22 protein-coding genes are annotated in these 23,893 nt (G+C 63.1%); 9 read left to right on the top strand and 13 right to left on the bottom strand.

Annotated elements, in window-relative coordinates:
* Window positions 1-48 precede the first annotated feature (48 nt).
* Complete coding sequence (locus WA302_RS22150; protein WP_043140796.1) at window positions 49-600, top strand: isochorismatase family protein; 552 nt, start codon at window positions 49-51, stop codon at window positions 598-600.
* 2 nt (window positions 601-602) lie between these two features.
* Complete coding sequence (locus tag WA302_RS22145) at window positions 603-1,526, top strand: GlxA family transcriptional regulator (RefSeq protein WP_336064737.1); 924 nt, start codon at window positions 603-605, stop codon at window positions 1,524-1,526.
* Here WA302_RS22145 and WA302_RS22140 read toward each other — a convergent pair.
* The gene (locus WA302_RS22140) at window positions 1,521-2,513 is read right to left on the bottom strand and encodes an acyltransferase (protein WP_141996941.1); all 993 of its coding nucleotides are present in this window, start codon (window positions 2,511-2,513) and stop codon (window positions 1,521-1,523) included. The two genes, WA302_RS22145 and WA302_RS22140, sit on opposite strands and share 6 nt — an antisense overlap.
* 217 nt (window positions 2,514-2,730) lie before the next feature.
* Here WA302_RS22140 and WA302_RS22135 point away from each other — a divergent pair, with 217 nt between their 5' ends.
* Window positions 2,731-3,978: an MFS transporter gene (locus WA302_RS22135; protein ID WP_049204735.1), complete on the top strand. Its 1,248-nt coding sequence runs from the start codon at window positions 2,731-2,733 to the stop codon at window positions 3,976-3,978.
* A 54-nt stretch (window positions 3,979-4,032) separates the two neighbouring features.
* Here the strand turns inward: WA302_RS22135 and WA302_RS22130 are convergent, their stop codons facing one another.
* A complete protein-coding gene (locus tag WA302_RS22130) occupies window positions 4,033-4,659 on the bottom strand; it encodes a LysE family translocator (protein ID WP_043140788.1) in 627 nt (208 codons plus the stop codon).
* Window positions 4,660-4,780: 121 nt separating this feature from the next.
* On the opposite strand from WA302_RS22130, the gene WA302_RS22125 reads away from it, so the two are divergent.
* Window positions 4,781-5,692: a LysR family transcriptional regulator gene (locus WA302_RS22125; RefSeq protein WP_164068297.1), complete on the top strand. Its 912-nt coding sequence runs from the start codon at window positions 4,781-4,783 to the stop codon at window positions 5,690-5,692.
* Here WA302_RS22125 and selB read toward each other — a convergent pair.
* The 8 genes from selB to fdnG form a co-directional block, all read right to left on the bottom strand.
* Window positions 5,682-7,538 (bottom strand): selenocysteine-specific translation elongation factor, encoded by a 1,857-nt coding sequence (gene selB, locus WA302_RS22120; protein ID WP_043140781.1) that lies wholly within the window; start codon window positions 7,536-7,538, stop codon window positions 5,682-5,684. The two genes, WA302_RS22125 and selB, sit on opposite strands and share 11 nt — an antisense overlap.
* Window positions 7,535-8,929, bottom strand: a complete 1,395-nt coding sequence (selA, locus tag WA302_RS22115) for an L-seryl-tRNA(Sec) selenium transferase (protein WP_043140778.1) — start codon at window positions 8,927-8,929, stop codon at window positions 7,535-7,537. Before selA ends, selB begins: the two co-directional genes overlap by 4 nt.
* Before the next feature lie 69 nt (window positions 8,930-8,998).
* Window positions 8,999-9,604 (bottom strand): glutathione S-transferase, encoded by a 606-nt coding sequence (locus tag WA302_RS22110; RefSeq protein WP_025304792.1) that lies wholly within the window; start codon window positions 9,602-9,604, stop codon window positions 8,999-9,001.
* A gap of 40 nt (window positions 9,605-9,644) precedes the next feature.
* A complete protein-coding gene (locus WA302_RS22105; RefSeq protein WP_089181476.1) occupies window positions 9,645-10,292 on the bottom strand; it encodes a DcrB-related protein in 648 nt (215 codons plus the stop codon).
* Window positions 10,293-10,406: 114 nt separating this feature from the next.
* Window positions 10,407-11,336 carry a formate dehydrogenase accessory protein FdhE gene (gene fdhE, locus WA302_RS22100; protein WP_049204689.1) on the bottom strand — a complete coding sequence of 310 codons (930 nt, stop codon included), beginning with the start codon at window positions 11,334-11,336 and terminating at the stop codon, window positions 10,407-10,409.
* Entirely contained in the window at window positions 11,336-11,971 is a 636-nt protein-coding gene (gene fdoI / locus WA302_RS22095) for a formate dehydrogenase cytochrome b556 subunit (RefSeq protein ID WP_004934017.1), read from the bottom strand. The genes fdhE and fdoI overlap by 1 nt, the downstream gene beginning before the upstream one ends.
* Entirely contained in the window at window positions 11,968-12,864 is an 897-nt protein-coding gene (fdxH, locus tag WA302_RS22090; protein ID WP_049204687.1) for a formate dehydrogenase subunit beta, read from the bottom strand. The genes fdoI and fdxH overlap by 4 nt, the downstream gene beginning before the upstream one ends.
* A 12-nt stretch (window positions 12,865-12,876) precedes the next feature.
* Window positions 12,877-15,924, bottom strand: a complete 3,048-nt coding sequence (fdnG, locus tag WA302_RS22085; RefSeq protein WP_152692848.1) for a formate dehydrogenase-N subunit alpha — start codon at window positions 15,922-15,924, stop codon at window positions 12,877-12,879.
* A 417-nt stretch (window positions 15,925-16,341) separates the two neighbouring features.
* On the opposite strand from fdnG, the gene sodA reads away from it, so the two are divergent.
* The 4 genes from sodA to WA302_RS22065 all read left to right on the top strand — a co-directional run bounded on the left by sodA (window position 16,342) and on the right by WA302_RS22065 (window position 20,668).
* On the top strand, window positions 16,342-16,962 hold the full coding sequence (sodA, locus tag WA302_RS22080) for a superoxide dismutase [Mn] (protein ID WP_004934003.1): 621 nt from the start codon (window positions 16,342-16,344) through the stop codon (window positions 16,960-16,962).
* Between the two features lie 125 nt (window positions 16,963-17,087).
* Window positions 17,088-19,016: a methyl-accepting chemotaxis protein gene (locus WA302_RS22075; protein WP_025304788.1), complete on the top strand. Its 1,929-nt coding sequence runs from the start codon at window positions 17,088-17,090 to the stop codon at window positions 19,014-19,016.
* A 98-nt stretch (window positions 19,017-19,114) separates the two neighbouring features.
* A complete protein-coding gene (gene yiiM, locus WA302_RS22070; protein ID WP_025304787.1) occupies window positions 19,115-19,786 on the top strand; it encodes a 6-hydroxyaminopurine reductase in 672 nt (223 codons plus the stop codon).
* Window positions 19,787-19,888: 102 nt separating this feature from the next.
* Window positions 19,889-20,668 carry a class I SAM-dependent methyltransferase gene (locus tag WA302_RS22065; protein WP_197828559.1) on the top strand — a complete coding sequence of 260 codons (780 nt, stop codon included), beginning with the start codon at window positions 19,889-19,891 and terminating at the stop codon, window positions 20,666-20,668.
* Window positions 20,669-20,679: 11 nt separating this feature from the next.
* Here the strand turns inward: WA302_RS22065 and WA302_RS22060 are convergent, their stop codons facing one another.
* A complete protein-coding gene (locus tag WA302_RS22060) occupies window positions 20,680-21,042 on the bottom strand; it encodes a YibL family ribosome-associated protein (protein ID WP_025304785.1) in 363 nt (120 codons plus the stop codon).
* A 73-nt stretch (window positions 21,043-21,115) separates the two neighbouring features.
* Window positions 21,116-22,582 (bottom strand): aminotransferase-like domain-containing protein, encoded by a 1,467-nt coding sequence (locus WA302_RS22055; RefSeq protein WP_025304784.1) that lies wholly within the window; start codon window positions 22,580-22,582, stop codon window positions 21,116-21,118.
* Between the two features lie 142 nt (window positions 22,583-22,724).
* Between WA302_RS22055 and WA302_RS22050 the strand changes: the two genes are divergently transcribed.
* On the top strand, window positions 22,725-23,333 hold the full coding sequence (locus WA302_RS22050) for a LysE family translocator (protein ID WP_197828562.1): 609 nt from the start codon (window positions 22,725-22,727) through the stop codon (window positions 23,331-23,333).
* Here WA302_RS22050 and WA302_RS22045 read toward each other — a convergent pair.
* The gene (locus tag WA302_RS22045; protein ID WP_016929575.1) at window positions 23,330-23,881 is read right to left on the bottom strand and encodes an MltR family transcriptional regulator; all 552 of its coding nucleotides are present in this window, start codon (window positions 23,879-23,881) and stop codon (window positions 23,330-23,332) included. The genes WA302_RS22050 and WA302_RS22045 overlap by 4 nt on opposite strands.
* Window positions 23,882-23,893 lie beyond the last annotated feature (12 nt).

The following is a 23,893-nucleotide window of genomic DNA, read 5'->3' as shown; positions in this document are numbered from 1 at the left end:
AAGGCGCGGCGCAAGATGGTCGCTACACACACTGATGGAGGGCCGAAAATGTCACAAAGCGCGTTATTGATCATCGATGTCCAGCAATCATTCCAGCACCGTCCATTCTGGCAGGAGGACGATCTGCCGGCGTTTCAACAGGCGCTGACGCGCCTGATCGCAGGCTGCCAACGACACGGCGCAGCGCTGGTCGACGTGCTGCACGTTTCGCCGCAGGGGCCGTTCTCTCTGGCTTCGGGCCATGTGCAGCGCCTGCCGTTCCTCACCCACCAGGCGGATATCACCGTACACAAGCATGTGCACAATGCGCTGACCGAATCCGGCCTCGACGCCTGGCTGCGCGAGCGGGATATCAACCACCTGATCGTCTCCGGCATCCGCACCGAGCAGTGCTGCGAAACCACCTCCCGGGTGGCGTCCGATCTCGGTTATCGGGTGACTTTCGTCACCGAGGCGACGTTAACCTTCCCGATGCGCCATCCCGACGGTGAAGTCTTTACCCCCGCGCAGTTGAAGCGGCATACTGAAACCGTACTGGTCGATCGTTTCGCCCGCATCGCCAGCGTGGATGAGGCGCTGGCGCAACTCGCACAGGAGTAATCATGTCGCAGGCCGTCTATTTTCTGCTGTTGCCCAACGTACTGTCGCTGGACGTCAGCGGCCCGGCGGAAACCCTGCGCCTCGCCGGGCAATTCAGCCTGCGTTACCTCAGCCCGGCGCCGCAGATCGTCTGCTCCATCGGCATGACGCTGAGCGGCCTGCAGCCGTTGCCCGAGCGCCTGGAAGACGGTGCCATCCTGGTGCTGCCGGGCGTCGGCGATTCGCAGCGCTATTTCGCCGGGGAAGAGGCCGAGCAGGCGCGCCGCTGGCTGGCGACGCTGCGGCCCGATCTGCAGCGGCAGCGCATCACCCTGGTGTGCATCTGTTCCGGCGCGCTGCTGGCGGCGCAGGCCGGGCTGCTCGACGGCTATCAGTGCACCACCCACCACGACGTTATCGAGCGTATCCGCCGGCAGGCGCCGGCGGCGCAGGTGAAAGAGAACCGCATCTTCGTCGAAGATCGCGGCGTCTACACCAGCGCGGGCATCACCACCGGCATCGATTTGGCGCTGCACCTGGTCCACCGCCACTGCGGCTCCGGCCGGGCGCGCGACGTCGCACGCGACATGGTGGTCTATTTCCGCCGCGCCGGCGACGATCCGCAGCTGTCGCCCTGGCTGCGTTACCGCAACCACCTGCACCCGGCGGTGCACCGCGCGCAGGACGTGATGGCCGCCGAGCCGGAAGCCGACTGGTCGGTGCTGCAGGTGGCGGAGAAGGCGCACGTCAGCAGCCGCCATTTGGCGCGGCTGTTTCGCAGCCATGTCGGCATCAGCGTACGGGAATATCATGAGCAGCTACGTTTGGCGGTGGCGCAACAGCGCCTGCAACAAGGGTATGGGTTGGAGAAGGCCGCGCTGGCGGCCGGTTTTTCTTCCGGGCGGCAGCTGCGCCGCGCCCAGCAGCGCCAGCACTCGCCGCTATGACACCAGCCGGCGGGTATCCAGCCGCTGCAGGCCGACAGACAGCAGCAGGCTGAGCCCCAGCGCCACGCCGAACACCCAGAAGATATCCAGCAGCGGGTGGCCGGTGAAGTCCAGGTGCCGGCTGCGCATCACGTTGACGATCAGGGCGTGAAAACCGTAGATCGCCAGCGAATGGCGGGAGAACGCGCTCAGCCAGCCGATCGGCTGCGGCAAACAGTGTTTCACCCACACCAGCAGCGCCACCGCCGCCATAAATACCAGCGGGCCGCTGTAGATGTAGTAGGTATCGGCGAAGTTGCCGTTGATGAACAATTGGTGTTTGGTGCCGCGAGCGATCAGCGCCACGCACAGCGCAAATCCCAATGCCGCCAGCCAGCCCACGGCGCGCCCGCGCGCCTCCATCATGCCAATCGCCCGCCCGGCCAGCGCATACAGCAGGTAGTAGAAGGTATCGCCGTAGATATACAGGTTAACCGGCAGCAGGTGCGCGTTGCCGAAGGTCAGCTTGTCGGTATTCGGGTTGGCGATCACCGCCAACACCACCAGCGCGGCGGCCAGGGCGTAGCGCGACACCGGTTTGACGCTGATCAGCGGCGACAGCAGGTAAATCACCGCGATGGCGTAGAAAAACCACAGATGATAGAACACCGGCTTTTGCAACATGCCGCGCAGCGATGGCCAGAAACCGATCTTGGTAAAGGCCGCGATATAGATCAGCGCGATGGCGCTGTAGAACAGAATGCAGCAGATGATGCGGGTGAAATGCCGGCGGCCGGCGCTCTTTTCGCCGAAGAACAGGTAGCCGGAAATCATAAAGAACAGCGGCACCGATACGCGCGACAGCGAGTTCAGCACGTTGGCGATATCCCAGTTGTGCAGCCCTATTGCCGCGCCGTTGGTGACGTAATAGGTGGTGGCGTGGATCATCACCACCATCATGCACGCCATCGCCCGCAGGTTGTCTATCCAGCCGATTTTCTCGCTCAAACGCTCGCCCGATCTTGTGTCATATTGATATGTTAAGAAGAGGTTATCGGGCACGGCGTTCGGCGACAACCCAAAAGCGAAATATCAGAATGCACTTAAACAACACCTTATGATTGCGAAGGTGAACAATTGGCGGCAAAATAGCCGCCATAACTCGCTCAGTTTGCGCTTCCCGCCCTGGCAGTTCCTTTTTCTCTTTTACTATCAGTACAATAATATGAAAACGACATTACCACCTGCGGCACGTTTGGGCCGACAGGCGCTTTTATTCCCTCTTTGTCTGGTGCTGTTCGAGTTCGCCACCTATATCGGCAACGATATGATTCAGCCGGGCATGCTGGCCGTCGTGGCGGATTTCAACGCCGGCGAAGAGTGGGTACCGACCTCGATGACCGCCTATCTGGCCGGCGGCATCTTCCTGCAGTGGCTGCTCGGGCCGCTGTCGGATCGCCGCGGCCGTCGCCCAGTGATGCTGGCCGGGGTGGCGTTCTTTATCGTCTCCTGCCTGGCGATCCTGCTGGTCACCACCATCGAGCAGTTCATCGCCATGCGTTTCCTGCAGGGCATCGGCCTGTGCTTTATCGGCGCGGTCGGCTACGCCACCATCCAGGAGTCGTTTGAAGAATCGGTGTGCATCAAAATCACCGCCCTGATGGCCAACGTGGCGCTGATCGCCCCGCTGCTCGGGCCGCTGGCCGGCGCGGCGCTGATCCACGTCGCGCCGTGGCAGAGCATGTTCGTGCTGTTTGCGGCGCTGGCGGCCATCGCCTTCTACGGCCTGTGGAAAGCCATGCCGGAAACCGCCACGCTGCAGGGCGAGGCGTTTTCTGCCGCCAACCTATGGCGCGACTACCGCCAGGTGTTGGGCAACCGCCGCTTCCTGTGCGGCGCCCTGGCGATCGGTTTCGCCAGCCTGCCGCTGCTGGCCTGGATCGCCCAGTCACCGGTGATCCTGATCAGTGGGGAGTCGCTGTCGACCCTGGACTACGGCCTGCTGCAAATCCCGGTGTTCGGCGCGCTGATCCTCGGCAACCTGACGCTGGCGCGTCTGACCGGCAAAAACAGCGTGGAGCGCCTGATCAAGCTGGGCGCGGGCCCGATGCTGCTGGGGCTGCTGATCGCCGCGCTGGCGACCCAGTTCTCCAGCCACGCCTACCTGTGGATGACCGCCGGCCTGAGCCTGTACGCCTTCGGCATCGGCCTCGCCAACGCCGGGCTGTACCGCCTGACGCTGTTCTCCAGCAACGTCAGCAAAGGCACCGTGTCCGCCACCATGGGCATGCTGAGCATGATGGTATTTACCGTCGGCATCGAGCTGGCCAAGGTCGCCTACGTCTGGGGCGGCAGCGGGCTGTTCAACCTGTTCAACCTCATCAGCGGCCTGTGCTGGCTGACGCTGGTGGCGCTGTTCCTCGGCAAACGCCGCAACGGCGACCCCACACCGCAGCCGACCGGCGCGGTGTAAACGCGACGATAAAACGCCGGTCCGGTTTCCCGACCGGCGTTTTTTTATGCGGCCTCAGCCGAGCAGCTCCCACAGCGCATACCCCGCTCCCACTACCGCCACCCCCAACAACAGCAACGCCGACAGGACAGAGATCGCCCGCCGCGCGCGCTGCAGCGCCGTTCCCGACAGCAGGGTGATATAGGCCAGCAAGATGGCGAAATCAGCCAGCACCCACAGCGCGGTCAGCAGCGTCAGGCTGGCGCCGACCGAAGGGGTGACGGCGATAAACTGCGGAAAAAAGGCGACGAAGAAGATGATGTCCTTGGGATTGGCGATGCCTACCAGAAAACCGTTTGCGATCGCCGAGCGTTTTTGCGACGGTGCAACGGGCTGCGCATCGGGGGTTCGTGCGGATAAATCCTCATACAGCGAGACGATCGCCATGCGGCCGATAAACAGGCAACCCAGCAGGCCTATCCACTGCAGCAAGCGCATATCCACCGCGAACAGCCCGGTGACAACCAGCGCGGCAATACCGATCAGCAACAAAGAGGCCCCATTGCTGCCCAGCGCGGTCAACAGCGCGCGCCGGGCGCCAAAGCGCGCCGCGGTGTTGGCGACCATCATCACCACCGGCCCTGGCGTGGCGATCAGCAAGAAAATGGCGGCGAAATACGCCGCCAGCAACGACAGGTTCATCTTTATTTCACTCACATTCAGGCGGTTGGCGTCGGATCATTATGATGCCGTAGCCCCCGCCTTGAAAAAGGAGTAATCCTGTCGTTTACTGTGAGCCAGACTCATTCTTAGAGACGCCGCGATGGCCAGTTCCCTTCCGCCGCTTTACGCTCTGCGCGCCTTCGAGAGCGCCGCCCGCACCGGCTCGTTCACGCTGGCCGCCGACGAGCTGCATCTCACCCCCAGCGCCGTCAGCAAGCACATCAAAACGCTGGAGCAGCACTTCGGCTGTCGGCTGTTCCAGCGCAACGGCCCACGCATCGAGGTCACCCCGCAGGGAAAAATCTTCGCCGCCGAGCTGCAGCAAGGGTTTGGCCGCATCGAACAAGCCTGCGAGCTGTTCAGAAGCCACCGCGATCTTCTGCGGATGAAGGCGCCCTCCACCCTGACCCTACGCTGGCTGCTGGACTGCCTGAGCCGATTCCGGCAAACGGCGCAGGCGTTCGAGGTGCAGGCAGCCAGCGTGTGGATGGACATCGACAGCGTGGATTTTTTCAGCGAACCCTACGACTGCGCCATCCTGCTCGGCAACGGCCATTTCGGCGCCAATACCGCCGCCGCCAAGCTGTTCGACGAATGGCTGATCCCAATTTGCGCCCCCGCGCTGCTCGCCGACGCGCAGCGCGATCTCGCCACCTGCCCGCTGATCCATCCTTCGCCCGATCGGCGCGACTGGCGGCGCTGGCTGCAAAAAAGCGGCATCGCAGCCCCGATCGATCTCACACGCGGCCAGGTATTTGATTCACTGGAACAGGGCAACGCGGCGGCCATCGCCGGGCACGGCGTTTCGATCGGCGATCTGGCGCTGAGCCTGCGGACGATTGAGGAGGGGTTATTGGCGCTGCCTTGTGACGCCGCCGTGCGTACCGGCGACGGTTACTATCTGGTTTGGCCGGAAGAATCGGCAAAACGGCCGCTGATCGAACGTTTACAGGCGTTTCTCACCGCCCAAACGCCCGACATCAGCCGGGCCGCCGTCAGGTTTATCGGGTAGGGGACTCGCTACCGAACAGCCCGCCGTCGCGCAGCAGATGCTCGTTGCCCTTGCGGCGGGTAAAGCCGCTGCGATCGAAGAACTCCAGCACCTGTATCGCCAGCTTGCGGCCGACGCCGAGCCGATCGCGGAAGTCGGCGGCGTTGGCGCCCCCGCGCTCCGCATCCAGCTCGCGGATCAGCGCCGCGAACTGATCGATGCGCCGGCTGAGGTAGTAGCGATCCACCACCACCGCCGTCACATGGCCCAGTTGAGCCGCCTTGCGCAGCAGCGCCCGTACCCGGCTCTCTTCCTCGCCCAGTTCGCTCGCCAGATCGCGCACCCACCACGGCTCGTCGCCGAACAGCGGTTCGATGCGCGCCCACAGCGGCGCCTCGTCGGCGCTGAACGCCAGGCCGTGTTCCGGCAAGTGCAGCCAGCCGCGCGTATTGCGCAGCGCGCCGGCCTTCAGCAGCCGATCGATCATCATAAACACCAGCGCTTCCGGCTGCTGAGGCAGCGCCATGCGCCGCAGGCGGGCGCGTCCTAAGCCCAGCTGATCGGCGTGCTGTTGGTGATACTCCGCCAGCACCTGCAGCAGGCGGCTTTCCGCCTGCTGCACCTGATCCTGCGCCAGAGCCCGGTCACCGACGATCAGCAGATCGCGGTTCGCCAGCAGTGCCGCCAGGCCGTCGTCGGTCAACTGACGCGCCCAGGCGAACGCCGCCAGAGACAGCGCGCCCTGCGGCAACTCAAGCGCCAGCGCCCGCACGTCGTCTTGCGCCTGCGCCAAGGCCTGCAGCCATGCCAGATAGTCCGGCTGACGCTTGCCGCGCTTGGGCGCATTCAGCCTGAGCACCCGGGCCGCGCCCAGCGTTTGCCGCGCGCCGATATCGCGCAGCACCAGCCGATCGTTTTCCGCCAGCCACAGCGGGCGATCGAGGATCAGTTCCGCCAGTCCGTCGTTCAGCAGCGAAATGCGCCCGGTGATGTGGCTGGCGGCATGGTGCAGATGCAGCGGCTGCCAATGGCGGATCGGCCGATCCGTCTCCAGCGCCACCAGAATGCGTTCCGCCGCTTCGGGCGGACGCTGCGCCAGCAGCCAATCACCGCGCGCGATCCGCTCTTTATCGACATCGCCGCTGATGTTAAGCGCGATGCGTTGCCCGGCCTGCGCCTGTTCCACGGTTTGATTCTGGGCATGCAGGCCGCGCACCCGCACCGGCGCGTCGGCGCCAGTCAGCCACAGCGAATCCCCCACCTTCACCCGGCCGCCGAGCGCGGTGCCGGTCACCACCAGCCCCGCCCCTTTGACGCTGAACGCACGGTCTACCGCCAGGCGAAAACGGCGCGTCAGCGCGTGCTCGCCGGGCGACAACGCCAGCAAATGCGCGCGCAGCGCCTCGATGCCCTCTCCCGCCGCCGCCGCGGTGACAAACAGCGGCGCATCGGGCCAGCCCTGGCGCGCCAGCTCATCACGCACTTGGCGGCGTACCTCGTCAACACGCGCCGCCTCCACCCGGTCGGCCTTGGTCAGCGCCACCGTCAGCGCCGGGCGCCCGCTCAGGCGCAGGATCGCCAAATGCTCGCGGGTCTGCGCCATCACGCCGTCATCGCAGGCCACCACCAGCAACGCATGGTCGATGCCGCCGACGCCCGCCAGCATATTGGCGAGGAATTTCTCGTGGCCGGGCACGTCGATAAAGCCCAGCACCCGGCCGTCCGGCTGCGGCCAGTAGGCGTAGCCCAGATCGATGGTCATGCCGCGGCGCTTCTCTTCCGGCAGGCGATCCGCATTGATCCCCGAGATCGCCTGCAGCAGGGTGGTTTTGCCATGATCGACATGGCCGGCGGTGGCGATGATCATGATGCGCTCAACGCGTCGATCAGCGCCCCTTCCTGTTCCAGACAGCGCAGATCCAGCCACAGCCGGCCGTCGCCGAGGCGGCCGATCACCGGCTGCGGCAGGCGGCGCCAGCGCTCAGCCAACGCTTCCAGCGTGGCGCCGCGGCCGTCGCGCGGCGTGAAGGTCAGCGCATAGCTGGGCAGGCGATCCACCGGCAGCGAACCGCTGCCAATCTGCGACCAGCACGGTTCGGCGCGCAGATCGAAATCGGCGGTAAACCGTGGCGTCAGCGCCGTCAGCAGCCGCTCGGCCGCCTGTTGCATCTCCTGCTGCGGGCGGGTCAGCAGCCGCAGCGTCGGCAGCTGCTCAGCCAGTTTTTCCGGCTGCAGATAGAGCCGCAGCGTGGCCTCCAGGGCCGCCAGCGTCAGCTTGCCGACGCGCAGCGCGCGCTTGAGCGGGTGCTGCTGCAGGCGCGCGATCAGCGCCTTCTTGCCGACGATGATGCCGGCCTGCGGGCCACCCAGCAGCTTATCGCCGGAGAACGTCACCAGATCGACGCCGGCGGCCAGCAGCCGCTGCGGCATCGGTTCGGCGGGCAGGCCGTACTGCGCCATATCGATCAGTGAGCCGCTGCCCAGATCGGTGGCGGTCGGCACGCCCTGTTCGGCCCCGAGCTGCGCCAGTTCAGCCTCGTCGACCGCCGCGGTAAAGCCCTGAATGCTGTAGTTGCTGGTGTGCACTTTCATCAACAGGCCAGTCTGCTCGCTGATGGCCTGGCGGTAATCTTTCAGATGGGTGCGGTTGGTGGTGCCGACTTCCACCAATTGGCAGCCGGCCTGACGCATCACGTCGGGAATGCGAAACGCGCCGCCGATTTCCACCAGCTCGCCGCGCGACACCACTACCTCTTTGCCGGGGGCGATCGCCGCCAACATCAGCAATACCGCCGCCGCGTTGTTATTGACGATGCAGGCGTCTTCCGCGCCCGTCAGCCGGCACAGCAGACTCGCCACAGCCCGATCGCGATGACCGCGCCCGGCGCCGTCCAGATCGTACTCCAGCGTCACCGCCTCTCCCATCACCGCGCTGACCGCGTCCTTCACCGGCTGCGCCAGCAGGGCGCGCCCGAGGTTGGTGTGCAGCACGGTGCCGCTGAGGTTGAACACCGGCAATAACGCCGGGCGTTGCTGCCGGGCCAGCTCCGCCCGCAGCGCCTGCGGCCAGTCGCCGCACCAGGCCGGTAAACGTTGCTGCTGTTTTATCGCGTCGCGCGCCTGGGCCTGCAGCCGGCGCAACAGTTCGCCGATCAGCGTCTGGCCATGCTGAGCCACCAGCGGTTCAATCGCGGGTTCACGCAGCAGACGGTCGATGGCGGGCAGTTGACTGTAAAGAAGGTGGGATTCAGTGCTCATGGTCGCTCGGTTTTCAATTTAGACGTATCGGCATAGCAAAACCCCGCCGCGGCGGGGAGAAAAGAACGTTCAGGGCGGTGCCGTGCGGGCGAAACTTTCGCGGGCGAACAGGCGTTCGGCCAGCTTGACCAGCGCCGGACGTTGGACGCACCAGTTGGGCAGAATGTGGCGGAAATTGAGGTAGCCCAACGCGCAGCCGGTGGCGATATCCGCCAGCGTCAGCCGCTCGGCATTGAGCCACGTTTTTTCCTGCGCCAGCGCCTCCAATGCGTCCAGGCCCTGCGTCAGCTTGTCACGCTGGCGCAGCATCCAGTTTTCGTCCTGCTTTTCCGGCGCGCGCCGGCTTTCGCGGAACAGCGTCGCCGCCGCTTCAGTCACGCCGTCCGCCAGTGCCGCCACCCGGCGGACGCGCAGCGCGGTGGCGCGATCGGCCGGCAAAAACGCCGGCTCCACCGTCAGCAGTTCGAGGTATTCGGCCACGATCGGCGAGTCGTAAAACACCTCGCCATCATCAGCGATCAGCACCGGTACTTTGCCGAGCGGGTTCAGCTCCTTCACCCGGCTGCCGGGCTCATACGGCGGATCGTTGACGAATTCAAACGCGATCCCCTTCTCCAGCAGCATCACGGAAATCTTGCGCACAAAGGGGCTGGTGTAACTGCCGATAAGCTTCATCCGGTCTCCTCCGCTTCGTCCTGGCCGCGGCGCAATGCCCTTACTTCACCGCCAGAGTATCGATAATCCGCTGCACCAGCGCCTGATGCACTTCCGGCGTTTTGGCCGGCGACAGCATTTGCAGCGTCACTACTCGCTTGTTGAACACCGTCAACACCAGGGTGGAAACCACCTTTTGCCCGTTGACGGTCTGCTCGGTATCCACCCGGCGAAACTTCTGTTTGCCGACGGTGAAATTCTCTTCTTTGGTGGTCTGGATATTCTGATAGCGCTCGGCCAGCACCGTGATGGCGCTCTGCGTCAGCTCTTTCAGCATTTTGTCGCTGGTGTTGATCTTCATTCCGTCCGGCGGGATCACTTCGGACGAAACCGCGCTCTGGCGCGACTTGCCATCGAGGAAGCGCTGGATGGTGGAGGTACTGTCATTGACGATGCCGCTGTTCAGCGTTTGATCGCTAAAGCCTGGCGGCAACTCGAAGGTGATTTTGCCCTTCTGCAGCGACACGTTCAGCCCCGGCGGCGCGGGCGGGGTTTCTACCGGCGCAGGCGGCGGTGGCGCGGGCTGCGTCACGGTCGGTTTGGTATCCGGTGGCGGCACCGCCGGTTTGGTGTCATCCTTGTTGTCGCAGGCCGCCAGCCCCATCGCCAGCACAGCGACCGCGGTCAGTTTTGCCAGGGTATTTAACATCGTGGTTCCTTTCGCTTGGCGCGTCATGGCCTAAACGTAGCAACTCGCCCGGGCGAATGCCAGAAGCCCGTTCTTAAATTGCGGGTCCGGCCCCGCGCGAACGGGGCCGGGCGGTTACTCCGCCGGGAACAGGAACGGATTGATGCTGCTGCGGCCGAAGCCTTCCTCTTCCATGCGGGCGTCCAGCACCAGCGAAGCCAGATCGTCAGCCACCGCTTCGACCTGCGGGTCTTTTTCCTGATAGAGGATCTTCAGGTAAGTGCCGCAGTCGCCGCAGCTTTCCGCCTTCACCGCCGCCTGCTCGCTGTCCAGCGACCAGTAGTTGAGATCGCGGGTCTGCTCGCAGTTGCTGCACTTCACCCGCACCACGTGCCATTCGCTTTCGCACAGGTTGCAGTGCAGGTAGCGCAGGCCGTTAACGGTGCCGATATGCACCATGCTGGAAACCGGGATGCTGCCGCACACCGGGCAGAACTGGCGCTGCTCGCCGTATTCGGCGCGCGCCTTGCCGGGGATCAGGCTGGCCATCTGCGCCCAATAGAGCGACAGCGCGGCCCAGAGGAACGGCGCCTTCTCGCTGCCCACCTTGCCGAACTCGCGGTTGAGCAAGGCGTCGGCCATCAGCTCCAGCTCGTGCGCCGAGGCTTTCTCCAGGTTGTCCAGCACCGCCAGAATGTGCTCCGGCGCCTGCGGACGCAGCTCGGCGATCAGCGACGTCAGCAGCTTGCGCCAGTGCTCGCTGCGCGGGAACACGCTCAGATCGAGCGGCGGTTTGCCGCTGACGGCGCCCTGCGCCAACGCTTCGCTCAGATCGAGCGCCAGCGGATTATCGTGCAGCGCATGCTGCTGCGCCTGCGCCAGTTCGGCGGCGAAGTTAAGGTAGTCGCCCAGCGGGTTGTCGACCGCCAGCTGACGCAGACGGTCGGCGCGGCGGCTGTACAGGCTTTTCAGGTTGGCGAAAAGTAACGGCGGGATGTTCTCCGCCGTTGTGGACTTCTCACGCTGTGCCCCTAACTGCTCTTTAGGAACGATGCGGATACTCATCAGGGTTTATCTTCCTGTCGTTTCTCGCGGACCTCACGGTACCAGCGCGGATGATGTTTCTTGGCCCAGGCCGCCGGCACCCAGCCTTCCACCATCGCGGTAATGGTGCCTTTTACCCACAATGCGGCGTAAATGTGCACCATAATCACGATGATAAGGCCGACCGCGGCCAGCGAATGCACCAGCAGCGCGATGCGGATCAGCGGGATGGAGAACGACGGCGCGAAATACGGCCGCCAGATCACCACGCCACTGGCCAGCAGCAGCACCAGGCTGATAATCGCCGCCCAGAACACGCACTTCTGGCCGAAATTATAGCGCCCGGTGTCACCCACTTCCTCGTTCATGGCGATTTTGTGGATGTTCTTGGCCCAGACGATATCTTCCCGGTTGATCAGGTTATGCTTCCAGTAGCGCAGGAACATCAGCAGGAACGCGGCGAACATGATGACCCCGACAAACGGGTGCAGAATGCGCGCCAGCTGCGGCGTCCCGAAGATGTTCATCAGCCAGTTGAAGGAGGGGAAGAAGAACCCCAGCCCGCTGATGGCGGCGAACACGAAGCAGAACGCCACTATCCAGTGGTTGATGCGCTCCGGCGCGCTGTAACGCTGAATGGGCTTTTCCTTTCTCATTTGCGCGTCTCCTCGTCGTGCGACTCGTCGTCCTCATCCTCGACGCGGTTAGGCCCGACGCCGACATAGTGGAACACGCTGGCCGCGAAGGTGGCGGCAAAACCGATGGCCGCCAGGGGTTTCCACACGCCCTTCCAGAAGGTCACCGCCGGGCTGATGCTCGGGTTGTCCGGCAAACCGTGGTACAGCTGCGGTTTGTCGGCGTGGTGCAACACGTACATCACGTGCGTGCCGCCCACCCCCGCCGGATCGTACAGACCGGCGTTCTGGTAGCCGCGGGTGTTCAGCTCGCTGACGCGATCCGCCGCCACCTGCTTCATCGCTTCCTTGGTGCCGAAGTGAATGGCGCCGGTCGGGCAGGTTTTCACGCAGGCCGGTTCCTGGCCGACGTCCACGCGGTCGACGCACAGGGTGCACTTGTACACCCGGTTGTCGTCCTTGTTCATGCGCGGCACGTCGAACGGGCAACCGGCGATGCAGTAGCCGCAGCCGATGCAGTGCTCGGACTGGAAGTCGACGATGCCGTTGGCGTACTGAATGATTGCGCCTTCCGACGGGCAGGCCTTCAGGCAGCCCGGATCGGCGCAGTGCATGCAGCCATCCTTGCGGATCAGCCATTCCAGCTTGCCGTTTTCCTCCACCTCGGAGAAGCGCATCACCGTCCACGACTTGGCGGTCAGATCGGCGGGGTTATCGTACACCCCGACGTTGTGCCCCACTTCGTCGCGGATGTCGTTCCATTCGGAACAGGCCACCTGACAGGCCTTGCAGCCGATACAGGTGGTGACATCGATCAGTTTGGCCACTTCTTCCTGGTGGTCACGGGCGCGCGGCGCCGGCGTGAAGCCATTGGTGGCGGATTTACGAATGATGTCTTGAGATTGCATGGCCATAATTCGTCTCCGTTACACCTTTTCCACGTTGACCAGGAACGCCTTGAACTCCGGCGTTTGCGTATTGGCGTCGCCGACGAACGGCGTCAGCGTGTTGGCGATAAAGCCTTTCTTCGCCACCCCTTCGTAACCCCAGTGAATCGGGATGCCGATGGTGTCGACTTCCTGGCCGTGCACCTGCAGCGTGCGAATACGCTTGGTCACCACCGCCTTGGCCTTGATGTAGCCGCGGTTGGAACTGACCTTCACGGTATCGCCCTGCTTGATGCCCTTCTTCTCCGCCAGCTTTTCGCCGATCTCCACAAACTGCTCCGGCTGCGCGATGGCGTTCAGCCGCGCGTGCTTGGTCCAGTAGTGGAAGTGCTCGGTCAGACGATAGGTGGTGCCGACGTACGGGAACTTGTCGGATTTGCCCATCGCCGCCAGATCGTCCTTGAACACGCGCGCCGCCGGGTTGGACACCACATTCGGGTGCAGCGGGTTGGTGCCGAGCGGCGTTTCGAACGGCTCGTAGTGTTCAGGGAACGGCCCTTCCGCCATCTTGTCGGTGGCGAACAGGCGGCCCATGCCTTCCGGCTGCATGATGAACGGCCCGACGTCGCTGCCCGGCGCGGCGGTGCTGTAGTCCGGGATATCGGCCCCGACCCACTTGGCGCCGTCCCACTCCAGCAGTTGGCGTTTCGGATCCCACGGTTTCCCCTGCGGATCCGCCGAGGCGCGGTTGTACAGAATGCGGCGGTTGAGCGGCCATGCCCAGGCCCAGCCCAGCGTATTGCCGAGGCCGGACGGATCGGCGTTGTCGCGCCGCGCCATCTGGTTGCCGGCCGGCGTCCAGCTGCCGGCGAAGATCCAGCAACCGCTGGCGGTGGTGCCGTCGTCGCGCAGCTGCGCGAACGAGCTGAGCAGCTCGCCTTTTTTCACCAGCACTTTGCCGTCGGCATCCAGCAGATCCGCCAGCGCCTTGCCGTTGTTCTCCTGCGCCACCTCTTCCGGCGCCGGGTTGTCCGGCGTCAGGTAGTCCCAGGTCATGTTCAGCACCTGTTCAGGCACCGCACCGCCGTCGCGCGCATACATCTCGCGCAGGCGGCTGAAGATGCCCGCCAGGATCTCACCGTCGTTCAGCGCTTCGCCCGGGGCGTCCGCGCCTTTCCAGTGCCACTGCAGCCAGCGGCCGGAGTTGACGATCGAACCGTTCTCTTCGGCGAAGCAGGTGGACGGCAGGCGGAACACTTCGGTCTGGATCTGCGAGGAATCCACCTCGTTGAACTCGCCGTGGTTCTGCCAGAAGTTGGAGGTCTCGGTGTTCAACGGATCGATGGTCACCAGGAACTTCAGCTTGGACAGCGAAGCCACCACCTTGTTTTTGTTCGGGAACGACGCCACCGGGTTAAAGCCCTGGCAGAAGTAGCCGTTGACCTTGCCCTGCGACATCATCTCGAAGTACTGCAGCACGTCGTAGCCCTTGTCCCACTTCGGCAACCAGTCAAAGCCCCAGCTGTTGTCCTTCTGCGCCTTGTCACCGTAGAAGGTCTTCATCATGCTGACGAAGAATTTCGGGTAGTTGCCCCAGTAGTTCACCTGGCCCGGCAGCAGCGCCTTCGGCGTGTTGGCCTTCAGGTAGGTCTCGAGATCGGTCTGTTTCTCCGACGGCAGCGTCAGGTAGCCCGGCAGGCTCTGCGACAGCAGGCCGAGATCGGTCAGCCCCTGGATGTTGGAGTGGCCGCGCAGCGCGTTGACGCCGCCGCCCGCCATGCCCATGTTGCCGAGCAGCAGCTGGATCATCGCCATGGTGCGGATGTTCTGCGCGCCGACCGAGTGCTGAGTCCAGCCCAGGGCGTACAGGAACGAAGCGGTCTTATCCGCGACGCAGGTTTCGGCGATGTATTCGCACACCTTGAGGAAATCGTCCTTCGGCGTGCCGCAGATGTTGGTCACCACGTCAGGCGTGTAGCGGCTCACGTGCTGCTTCAGCAGGTTCCACACGCAGCGCGGATCCTGCAGCGTGACGTCGCGCTTGGCGAAGCCGTTCTCGTCGAACTGGTAGTTCCAGGTGGTTTTGTCGTACTTGCGGTTTTCCGCGTCGTAGCCGCTGAACAAGCCGTCTTCGAAGGCAAAGTCTTCCCGCACCAGCAGGCTGGCGTTGGTGTAGGCCTCGACGTACTCGCGGTTAAACTTGTTGTTGGTCATCAGATACAGCAACACGCCCGACAGGAAAGCAATGTCGGTCCCGGAGCGGATCGGCGTGTAGAAGTCCGCCACCGATGCGGTTCGGGTAAAGCGCGGATCGATCACGATCAGCTTGGCATTGTTGTGTATTTTGGCTTCCATCGCCCAGCGGAACCCCACCGGATGCGCTTCCGCCGCATTACCGCCCATGACGATAATCAAATTCGCGTTCTTGATATCAACCCAGTGGTTGGTCATCGCACCGCGACCAAATGTTGGAGCAAGACTTGCTACCGTTGGTCCGTGTCAGACACGCGCCTGGTTGTCTACGGCAAGCATGCCGAGAGCGCGACTAAATTTTTGCGACAGAAAACCGGTTTCGTTGCTGGCGGCCGAGGCGCACAGCATGCCGGTGGTCAGCCAACGGTTGACGGTAACGCCCTGGTCGTTGGTTTTGATGAAGTTGGCATCGCGGTCTTCTTTCACCAGCTTGGCGATGCGGGTGAAGGCGTCGTCCCAGCTGATGCGTTGCCATTTGTCCGACCCCGGTGCCCGGTATTCCGGGTACTTGAGGCGGCTTTCACTGTGGATAAAGTCAACCAGGCCGGCGCCTTTCGGGCAAAGCGCGCCGCGGTTTACCGGGTGATCCGGATCCCCTTCTATATGGAAAATGCTTTCTTTGGCGTTCTTGGCGCCATCACCAAGGCTGTACATCAACAGCCCACAGCCGACGGAACAATACGTACAGGTATTACGGGTCTCACGGGCGCGCAGCAGTTTGTACTGCCGGGTTTCCGCCAACGCCACTTCGGGGGCAAAGCCCAGCGCGGCCACCGTCGTTCCTGCCATACCGCCAGCGCAGATCTTAAAGAACTGCCTTCTGCTGACCTGCATGGGGGTCTCCTTTACTCTCGATTGTCACATTGTTCAAATGCGCCTGCCCCGCTAGCGCGGCAAACGCGAATGTCACTGTTGTTATGCTTGCTACGAACGCCGGCCATATTACCACAGCGTGCTTGTGGTTGTTACACACTCGTGCTCATTCAGTGAACGCATTGGCACATTTCGATACATTTCGACCTTGGCGCTCTCTACAGTATAGAGAGTAACCCACGTGCCGGGGCGATGGCTTGACGCGGCCACCCGCCGCCCTCTCCTATCAGTATGTTAGCGCATCGATTTGTACATTAACCACACACTTCACAGGGCATTGATAATCATTTTCAATATCATTTAATTAACTATAATGATCCGACTGCTTACGCGGTGCTCGCCCTTTGCGCCGCCCATACACCACTGGAGATGATGATTATGAGTTATTCACTGCCATCCCTGCCGTACGCTTACGACGCACTGGAACCGCATTTCGACAAGCAGACGATGGAAATCCATCACACCAAACACCACCAGACCTACGTCAACAACGCCAACACCGTGCTGGAAGCCTACCCTGAGCTGGCCAAATACAGCGTTGAAGAGCTGATCCAGGATCTGGATAAAGTGCCTGCCGACAAACGCACCTTCATGCGCAACAACGCCGGCGGCCACGCCAACCACAGCTTCTTCTGGAAAAACCTGAAAACCGGCACCACGCTGGGCGGCGATCTGAAAGCGGCCATCGAGCGCGATTTCGGCAGCGTTGAGAAATTCCAGGAAGAGTTCGAGAAAGCCGCAGCCACCCGCTTCGGTTCCGGTTGGGCCTGGCTGGTGCTGAAAGACGGCAAGCTGGCCGTGGTGTCTACCGCCAACCAGGACAGCCCGCTGATGGGCGAAGCCGTCGCCGGCGCTTCCGGTTTCCCAATCATCGGCCTGGACGTGTGGGAACACGCTTACTACCTGAAATACCAGAACAAACGCCCTGACTACATCAAGGCGTTCTGGAACGTGGTCAACTGGGACGAAGCCGCCGCACGCTTCGCCGCGAAGAAGTAATTCGCCCCCGTTGATGAAGATGCCCGCCGCCGGCGGGTATTTTTTTGCCTGAAATCCGCTAAAGTTTGACCACTTCTTGCCGATGGTTTGTTCAATTGACGTTCGCCCGGAGAAGGAAAAACGCTATGGCGGCATTGCAAGCATTAGCAGGAAAGTTCACTCATCTCACCGTAGGTAAAAAGCTCGGCCTCGGCTTCGCGCTGTTGCTGCTGTTGGCGGTCGTCATCGCCGGCACCGGGGCGCAATACCTGCACATCATCGAATCCCGCGCCGATCGCATCGACTTCAGCAACCGGCTGAACGAGGAGATCAACCAGGCCAAATACAACCGCGCCATGTACGGCCAGACCTACCAGCCGGAGTATCTGCAGAACAATCGCGCCAATATCGATAACGCCGTCAAACTGATAGACCAGGGCCAGGCGTTGGACTGGGACGCCCAAAGCCGCAAGGATCTGCAGCGTCTGGTGACGCTGATTGGGGAATATCAGCAACAGCAAAAAATCTTTGAGCAGGCGGTCTCGGCGAAAGACGCGGTGCGCCAGAGCTGGAACATGTCGGAAGTGCAGGCCAGCCTGAGCCAGGTGGAGCGCCAGCTCACCAACGGCGATCTGCAGTTGGCCTTCATTCAACTGAACCAGAAGCTGACCCAGGTGCGCTACGGCGCGCGCGGTCTGCTGCTGAGCCTGAACAAGGAAACCGAAGCGCCGCTGATGGCGGCCATCGACGACGCGCGCGACGCGGCCAACGCCCTGAGCCGCCGGGTCAGCGACGCGCAGCGCCCGCAGCTGCAACCGCTGCTGGCCGCCCTGGACGATTACAAAAACCGCATCGCGGCCTACCTGCCGGCCTATGAGCACGAACAGCAGATCAGCCGGCAGCTCGGCGAACGCGCGCATGAGATCGGCACGCTGGTGAACGCCTTTATGCAGGACGAATTGGCGCAGACGCGCAGCAACATCAACCTGGCGCAGCTGCAGATGGGCATCACCACCCTGATCGCCATCATCGCCGGGATACTTATCGCCTGGCGTATCACGCTGCAGATCACCCGTCCGCTGCACAGCACGCTGGCGATGGCGGAACGCATCGCCAGCGGCGATCTGCGCCAGGCGCAGACCAGTACCCGCCGCGACGAGCTGGGACAACTGCTGAACGCGGTGGCGGCGATGAGCCAAAATCTGCGCACTATGATTGAGAAGATCCAGATGGGGGTCAGCCAGGTCTCCACCGCCTCCGCGGAAATCGCCGCCGGCAACACCGATCTCTCCTCCCGCACCGAACAGCAGGCGGCGGCGGTTGAAGAAACCGCGGCCAGCATGGAACAGCTGACCGCCACGGTGAAACAAAACGCCGACAATGCCCATCACGCCAATCAGCTGGCCACCGACGCTTCGCAGACCGCGCAACAGGGCGGCAAGCTGGTGGAGAACGTGGTCAGCACCATGCGCGATATCTCCAGCAGTTCGCAGCGTATCGCTGAAATTACCACCCTGATCAACGGTATTGCCTTCCAGACCAACATCCTGGCGCTCAACGCCGCGGTGGAAGCGGCGCGCGCCGGCGAACAGGGACGCGGCTTCTCGGTGGTCGCCAGCGAAGTGCGCAGCCTGGCGAGCCGCAGCGCCCAAGCGGCCAAGGAGATCGAAGGGCTGATCGCCGAGTCGGTCAGCCGGGTGAAAACCGGCACCGAACTGGTGGAAAGCACCGGCAACACCATGGAACAGATCGTCCGCTCGGTCACCCACGTGCGCGACATCATGGCTGAAATCGCCGCCGCCTCCGATGAGCAGACGCGCGGCATCGCCCAGATTGGCCAGGCGATCGTCGAGATGGATCACACCACCCAGCAGAACGCCGCGCTGGTGGAAGAGTCCGCCGCCGCCGCCGATTCGCTGGAAGAACAGGCCGACATGCTGCTGCAGAGCGTTTCGGTGTTCCGTTTGGCGGAGCAGACCGAACCCACCGCCGTGAAAACCGCCGCGCCGAAAGCGCCTGCCGTAAAAACCGCGGCCGCCAACGCCGCAGCGGAGGAGAACTGGACCACCTTCTGACGCCACGCCCCCGCTCGAGGATTTTCGGGCGGGTTGTTATGTCCCCCTGACACAACTCAGGCTATGCTGAGCCCTCGACGCGAGACACGGAGGCGCACATGCATCACCCAGACGTTTACATCGGCAATATTCAACCCTATGAAGGCGGGCGCCCCAGCGCCATCGCCAAACGCCAGGTGGATGGCGCCATCCGGCTCACGCCGCTCGGCCTGGAAGGCGACGAGCAAGCCGAGAAAAGCTACCACGGCGGGCCGGATCGCGCGCTGTGCCACTACCCGCGCGAGCATTATGCCCACTGGCGCGAACAGTTTCCGGCGCAGGCCGAGCAGTTTTGCGCCCCGGCCTTCGGCGAGAATATCTCCACCGAAGGACTGACCGAACACAATGTGTTTATGGGCGACATCTTCCGCTGGGGCGAAGCGCTGATCCAGGTCACCCAGCCGCGCTCGCCGTGCTTCAAGCTCAACTACCACTTCGCCATCGAGGATATTTCGGTGCTGATGCAGCAAAGCGGCCGTTGCGGCTGGCTGTATCGGGTGGTCTCGCCGGGTGCGGTCAGCGGCGATCGTCCGCTGGAGCTGGCGGCGCGCAACAGCGACGTGTCGGTGGCCGAAGCCATCGCCATCGCCTGGCACATGCCGTTCGACGCGGAACAATATCGCCGCCTGTTGGCGGTGGCCGGCCTCTCCGCCAGCTGGAGCAAGACCATGCTCACGCGGCTTGCCGAAGGGCGCCTCGAGGACTTCAACCGTCGCCTGCTCGGCCGTTGAAATCGCTGGCGGAAAAGATGAAAAACGTGCGCCGAATGCCGCGTTAACCCTCTTCTTCCGCCTATACTGTAGCCGCGTGTTTTTCAGCCAGGAGCCAGGTATATGACCACCCCGACCCATTCGATTCATCACGCCGCCGCCGAGGGCTATCAGGCCAACGCCGATCGCTATGTGAAAGGCCGGCCGGATTACCCGCCGGAAATCGCCGCCTGGCTGCGTGAGTCTATCGGCCTGCACGCCGGCATGACGGTCATCGATCTCGGCGCCGGTACCGGCAAGTTCACTCCGCGCCTGCTGGAAACCGGCGCGCAGGTGATCGCCGTCGAACCGGTGCCGCAAATGCTGGAAAAATTGTCGGCGGCGCTGCCGCAGGTGAAAACGCTGGCGGGCACCGCCGACGCGATCCCGCTACCGGACGAGTCGGTCGATGCCGTGGTGTGCGCCCAGTCCTTCCACTGGTTCGCCACGCCGCAGGCGCTGGCGGAAATCCAGCGTATTCTCAAGCCCGGCGGCAAACTCGGTCTGGTGTGGAACATGCGCGATGCGCGCGTCGGTTGGGTGCGTAAACTGAATCAGATCGTCGACAGCCACGAAGGGGATGCGCCGCGTTTCTATACCGGCGAATGGCGCAAATTCTTCCCGTTCAAAGGCTTTGAACCGCTGCAGGAGCAGGTCTTTATGCTGGGCCACCGCGGCGCGGTGGAGGACGTGATCTACAACCGGGTACGTTCAACCAGCTTTATCGCCGCACTGCCACAGGCGCAACAGGAGCAGGTTATCGATCGGTTGCGCCAGCTGGTGGCGGAAGAAGAGGAGTTGCAGGGCCAGGACACGGTCACCATGCCCTATCAGACCAAGGCGTATTTCACCACCAAGGTCTGACGCCCAGGGGTTCAGAACGCTTTCTTGGCGTAACCGGTGACCGCTTTCAGGCCCATCTCGCGGCCCAGCGCGGTCATCGGGTGCACCACAATCAGCCCGCGCGCGCTTTTCTTCAGCGCGCCCATATCGGCCTGCTCTTTCTTGGTGATCTCGCGGCTGAACGGCAGCTTGCTCAGCTTCTGCGCTTCGGCGCTCAGCTTCTCGCCACGCACGTCTTTCAGGCGCTCGATCTCCGTCGCCAGTTTCTCTTTTTCTTTGGTGTGCTGCGCGATCAACTCAGGGTTGCCCTGTTGGATCACGGTGGCGTCTTTGTGGTTCAAGGCGTCCAGCAGGTCGCTCAGGCGCTTGATCTCTGCCTTTTCTTTCTCTTTCATGGTCTCTGGCCCGTTGTGCCCAAAATGGCACGCTAATCAATGATACCGGCATTGTAGCAAAAGGCGCGCGCCGTTACCCGTCCTGCGCAATACCGGGCGGCAGGCCGCTCATCTCGCAGGCCTTGGCGCCGAGCCGGGCCAACGCCTGGGTGTAGCGCGCGTTGAACGGGTAGCAGCAGGAGAGCCGCAGCGCATTGCGGTAGCGCCCGCTGGGGGAATACAGGGTGCCCGGCGTCAAACAGATCTGCTCCTCCAACAGCTGGTGGAACAGCGCCACGCTGTCCACGCCGGGAGGGAATTCGACCCAGAACACGAAGCCGCCCGCCGGCTGCGTGGCCAGCGTGCCGCGTGGGAAATGCCGGGCGATCAGCGCCCTCGCCTCGTCGACCTGCGCCGCATAGCGCTTGCGCAGGTTGCGCAAATGGTGATCGTAGCCTCCGCTCTCCAGGAAGGTCGCCAGCGTTTCCGACAGCAGCTGCGACTCGGACATCGACGACACCGCCTTCAGCTTGCGCAACGCCTCGTGAAAACGGCCGCCGCAGATCCAGCCGACGCGAAAATCCGGCGCCAGCGTTTTGGTGAAGCTGGAGCAAAACAGCACCCAGCCGTCGCGATCGAACGCCTTCACCGCCGGCGACAGCGCGCCGCCGAACTGGATCTCGGCATACAGCCCGTCTTCAATCAACGGCACCTGATGATCGTTCATCAGCCGCGCCAGCCGCTTTTTCGCCGCCAGCGGCATGGTGCAACCCAGCGGGTTTTGCACCGTCGGCATGGCGATCACCGCGTTCAGCCGCTTCTCGTTCAATAGCAACTCGAGCGCGTCCAGCGACAGCCCCAGCTGCGGATCGGTGGGGATTTCCAGCGCTTTCAGCCCCAGGCTGGCCAGCAGCGGCAGCAGATAGAAATAGGTTGGCGACTCCAGCCCGACGCAGTCACCCGGTTTGGTGGTGACGCGCAGCGCCAGCTGCAGCGCCTCCATGCAGCCATGGGTCAGCACTACGTCGCCCGGCTCCAGCAACATGCCCAGCGTCATCGAGCGGCGGGCGATCTGCTGGCGCAGCCGTAGGCTGCCGGGCGGCAACGGATACTGCCCGATCAGATCCGGCTGGCGGCGCAGCTGAGAAGACAACATACGCCCCAGCTTGCCGCCGGGATAGAAGTCGCTGGTCTGCGGGCAGGCCAGCGCAATGTTAGTGAAGGCCGGATTCTGCTGGGCGGCGAATACCGTATCGATCAGCGCCAGCACGTCGTCCGCCGGCGGCTCGATGCGGCCGCTGGGCGCCGAGGCCATCTTCAGTGCCGGCAGCGTGCTGCGGACATAAAACCCCGACTGCGGTCGCGCTTCGATCAGCCCGCGATCCTCCAGCGTGCGGTAAGCCGACACCACGGTATTGATGCTGACGCGGTGCGTTTGCGCACAGCGCCGCACCGAAGGCAAGCGGTCACCGGGTAGCAGCGTGCCGCGTCGAATGGCCTCGGCCAACGTATCCGCCAGCTGCAGGTAACGGGTATCCGGGGTTTCATCGAGCAAGGTCACAGTTTCTCTCCAAGTAATGGGTACAGTTTACATTTTGCACAACTGTAACCATGACAATATCCGATTTGTGGTTCTGTCACCATCCCATTGCAGCGATTATGCTGATCCTCTCGTTATCACCGTCATTTTCAAGGAACCTGCCATGCTGGACTCCGCCTTTGTCAGCTACGTCACCGTCATGTCGATCACCCCCGGCCCCAACAACCTGCTGCTGGCCTCGTCGGGCGTCAACTTCGGCCTGCGCCGCACCCTGCCGATGCTGTTTGGCATCTGTGTCGGTTGTGCGGTACAGCTGGCGATCATTATCCCGCTGCTGGCGCTGGCGTTGAGCTGGGCCGGCGTCATCCGCCTCCCGCTGGCGGTGATCGGCTGCGCCTATCTGCTGTGGCTGTCATGGAAGCTGTTTCAGGCGGCCTCGCCGGACGCCAAAGAGCAGGCGCAGCCGATGAGCCTGCTCAACGGTGCACTGTTTCAGGCGGTCAACCCCAAAGCCTGGCTGATGGTGATCAACGTGGCGATCCTGTTCACCCCGCGCGAAGGCGCCACCTTCGTCCATACGCTGTCGGTCATCGCCGGTTTCGCGCTGCTGAACCTGCCGTGCGTGCTGCTGTGGGCGGTGCTGGGCGACCGGTTGCGCAACGCGCTGCGAGTGACCTGGAAACTGCGCGCCTTCAACGGCGTGATGTCCGGACTGATGGCCTCCACCGCGCTGTGGCTGTTGTTCGACGAGTGGCGCGCGGCCTTTGCTTAGCCGCGGCCGAGAGGAGAGAGTCGGGAAGGTTGTTTGGCGCCGATGCCGGCGATCAGATCGGTAATGGACAGCACCATGGTGGAGCGCACCATCTGCTGATAGCGCTGGCGCTGCATGGCGATCAGCGCTTCATCCGCCTCGCCCGGCTGCAGGAAGGTCGGCACCGGCGGCAGCGCGGCCACGCAGTGCAGCTCGCCGAACGGCCCGAGAATTTCGTCATCGACGAAGCGGTATTCCGACCCGTCGTGGTTCAGCTCTTCGCGCATCGCCATCAGCAGCTCGGCGTCTTCATATTCGTGGCGGGAAATCACCCCCAGGCCGTACATCAGCTTCAGGCGCACCGACAGCTCCCCCAGCGGGCCGCTGCCGGACAATAGCGGTTCGACGGCATATTTCACCGCGTAGTCATCCTTGCGGAATACCTGCACCACCAGCACGTTGAGCGCTTCCGCCAGCAGCTCTACCGCTGCGATCAGGAAGCTGCGCACCGTTTTGCCCGCGTTCAGCTTTTCCAGAACCTGGTTTTCAAATGCCTGTGCTTCTTCCATCGTCGCTTTTCG

Source organism: Serratia sp. 201, from assembly GCF_037027545.1.
Lineage (GTDB): Bacteria > Pseudomonadota > Gammaproteobacteria > Enterobacterales > Enterobacteriaceae > Serratia > Serratia bockelmannii.
The sequence above is the reverse complement of the archived record's forward strand: the minus strand, read 5'-3'. Positions and strand labels throughout refer to the sequence as shown.